This is a genomic window from Endozoicomonas sp. SESOKO4 (assembly GCF_024606275.1).
This window is the reverse complement of sequence record NZ_JAHHPS010000277.1, coordinates 1-2,999: the sequence shown is the minus strand read 5'-3', so window position 1 is coordinate 2,999 and position 2,999 is coordinate 1. Positions and strand designations below refer to the sequence as shown.

Below are 2,999 nucleotides of genomic sequence, written 5' to 3'. Positions count from 1 at the left end.
TCAATGCGCCCTCAATCTTTATCTGACTGAAGCTTGTCTCTCTGGAGGCCATGCTAACAACCCGGGCAAAATTTCTGTAAAAATCTTACCCGCTTCAATAAAGATTTTTTCCTCCGGCTTTTTGGTCGATGCATATTGAATAACCGGCTTATCACTTGAGTCTGTTTGCGAGGCTTCGGATGACTGACTCTGGTAGGACTGGTAGCTGTCTAGCCGCATACCCACTAGTGATTCCAGATAACCGGCATAATGGAAGCCAATGATACGCGCTCTCATGAAATGATCATGAGCGCTAGTGAGAACTCTTTTGCGACCGGTTAATACTATCCGCTGACTGTCAGGACTTATTTCTGCATTCAGGAGTGTTAGTCCAGCCAGGCAATGAAACCAGCCTAACATCTGTAGTGATACAGGATCCGTTTTATTTTCATATTGGTCTATGTGTTGTTTTAATTTCAGATAGCCAACTTCCCGGGCATGCTCAATAGCAAGAATAAAAGCACTTTCGTTACCCTTTCTGAACTGTTTCATGCTGGAAATGTTAAAGACAGCAAAGTCGATGTCTTTTGGTGTTGAATGAATATCATTCTTCTCGACTGGCTTATACAATATATGACTTTCAAACCATTGGCGTAATTGTTTCCAATCTTTTGAATCACTCTGGAGTTTTTTTGCCTTTTCTGGATTTCCACCGATTTGTCTTATGTTATACTCGTGAATCAGCAAAAGGACGTTGTACCATTCTGATGCATCCTTGGTAACCAATTCAGGAAATAAGCTAATTAATTTTTCTAGAAATTGTAAGTCATGACCAAAATGATGGGTGGTCAAGCTGGCTTGGATATTGATGGGAAGGGCTTTAAGATGAGGGAAAAAAGGCTTTTCTTCTGGTGAACCATTCAGATGAAAAGCAAGTTTTATGATATCTGCGCATGCCCGTTTTTCAGGATGAATATCTTCAATGAGTTGAGCCAGTTTTTTTCTGAGAAATATGATGTTTAATGAGTTCGATGAAATATAGCCCTGCACAGAAAAGCGCATGATAATTGACGATAGAGACAGACTATTAAATTTAAGCAAGTCCATTCGACCAGTGGCAAAGTGCAGTACCAATCTTAATATTGCTTCCGTATGTGCTTCCTTTGACACTTCCGCTGCCATTACCGCAGCTGCTATCGATTCCGTTCGAGCTTCTAATGACGCGGTGGTCTCTCGTTTAGTTTCTATTTCCACTTTTATTTCTGCTATCGCTTCCGCTGCTTCCTTTGCAGCTGCCTCTGCAGCCTTTTTTGCCGCTATTTTTGCTGCCACTAACGCCATCTTTGACGTATTCATTTTCACCGCTGCTGTATGCTTTTCTGCTTCCACTTGCCCATTCACTGTTGCCGCTTTCAATGTCGCCGTTGCCGTTGCCGTTGCCGTTGCCGTTGCAGACGCTTCCGCCGCCGCTGCTTCAGCTGCCGCTACCACTGCCGCTACCGCTAGCACTTGTTCATGCTGTTCGTCTGACAGCTGTTGCTGATTTATAAATGTCTCGCCCATTCGGGTCAAAATATTATCAACTGCGACGTCAGAACCTTTAGTCGGAAGTTGCTCCAAAAACTCTCTGAGTAGACGTATGGAAGGTGTTACCGTACCTGGAATCTTACGTTGCGGTTTTTTCAGATAAGTGTCTGCATCAAAGGCCAGTTTCAGTTCGAAAGGCTTTGGAATCAGTAACAGCCATTTGAGTAATATTCCGGCCAGAACCGCTGAATTTGGCTCTAATTCCAATAAGATCTCAATAGACTGTGACACTCCAGACAATGCAGAGAGACAGGCTCTTACTTTTGCATCAGGCTCTCCCTCCATACCATATTCAAAAAACAGCATGAGCATCCTTGCGTAAGGTAAGCAGAAGTGTTGAGAAAGTAAAATAGCCTCCTTTATCTTTTTGGCATTGAACTTGACTTCCGGACTAAAGGACAACTCTATGGTTTTGTCATCATCTGACATTTTGGCCCTCATCATGGCCAGTGCTTTCAAAAAATAGTAGTAGCCTATTCCTAGCTCGTTTATTGAATTTTTATTGTTTTCTAAAGCCTTTTTGAATGCCGAGATCTTTTTTTCTGTCTGTTCTAAAAAAAAAACCGGGTTTTCCTGAATTAGTCTGACTTCCTGAATAATATTGTTATCCAGTTGAAATAAATGCTGGATATATATCCGTTCACTGAACGCTTCTTTTGATACCCTGATACCTGGCTTTAAGTATTTTGGCTGTCTTGTTACACTTACTGCTCTTTTTGCTTTCTCAGGAGTTGCATCTCTTCCAGAGGTGAGTTGCGCCGAAGTGGTTGAAGTAGAGGAAGCCAATACTGGCACCGGAACCTCTTTGATTTGAACAAAATTCCTTGAAAGCAGTAAAGACCGGGCAAGAACCCAGTCTTTTATTAAATCGGGTCTCGATCTTTCAATCGTTTTATGGCTTATTTTGTCATGATGTTCATCGAATATTTCCTTTTCATTCTTCCTGTCTTTGCTTAACGACGCTTTAAGATAGCTTTCCCAAAAATCCATTTTCCAAAAGGCTATTAATTTGGATTGATTATTTTTGAACAATTGTCCGGTACGCTCAGTGCCCATAAACGCTTTCAGGTCAGTCATGGCCAGCACCCGTGGGAAATCAGACAGATCAGTGAACTGAGATTTTTTTTTGGTGGCCCCCTGAATTTGCATAGCCTGGAGGCTGTAATACCAAAGCGCATTATGAATCTGCCCTGCTGCGGGTTCTCTTTTTCGATCCAGTAGCAGTTTCAGTGTAGCGATGGTCTGTAGCAGTGCCCGAGTTCCGGGGCGGATTGCTTTCAGGACTGTGGCTTTAGAGGGGGGATCCGTCTCTCTGAGGACACTGAGAATGGCCTTCACCTCTTTGCCTCTGGCAGAGAGATCTGACGCTTGGGCTAACCCCTGCTCAATCTTTGTCAGGGTGATGACATCCGTATCCTGATAGAGCTGTTCCA

The 2,999-nt window shown here is 43.0% G+C and carries 1 protein-coding gene; it reads right to left on the bottom strand.

Features of this window, described 5'->3' with window-relative positions; all coding sequences use genetic code 11:
• Window positions 1-18: 18 nt before the first annotated feature.
• Complete coding sequence (locus tag KDK16_RS05160) at window positions 19-2,715, bottom strand: hypothetical protein (protein WP_257274993.1); 2,697 nt, start codon at window positions 2,713-2,715, stop codon at window positions 19-21.
• Between the last annotated feature and the right edge of the window lie 284 nt (window positions 2,716-2,999).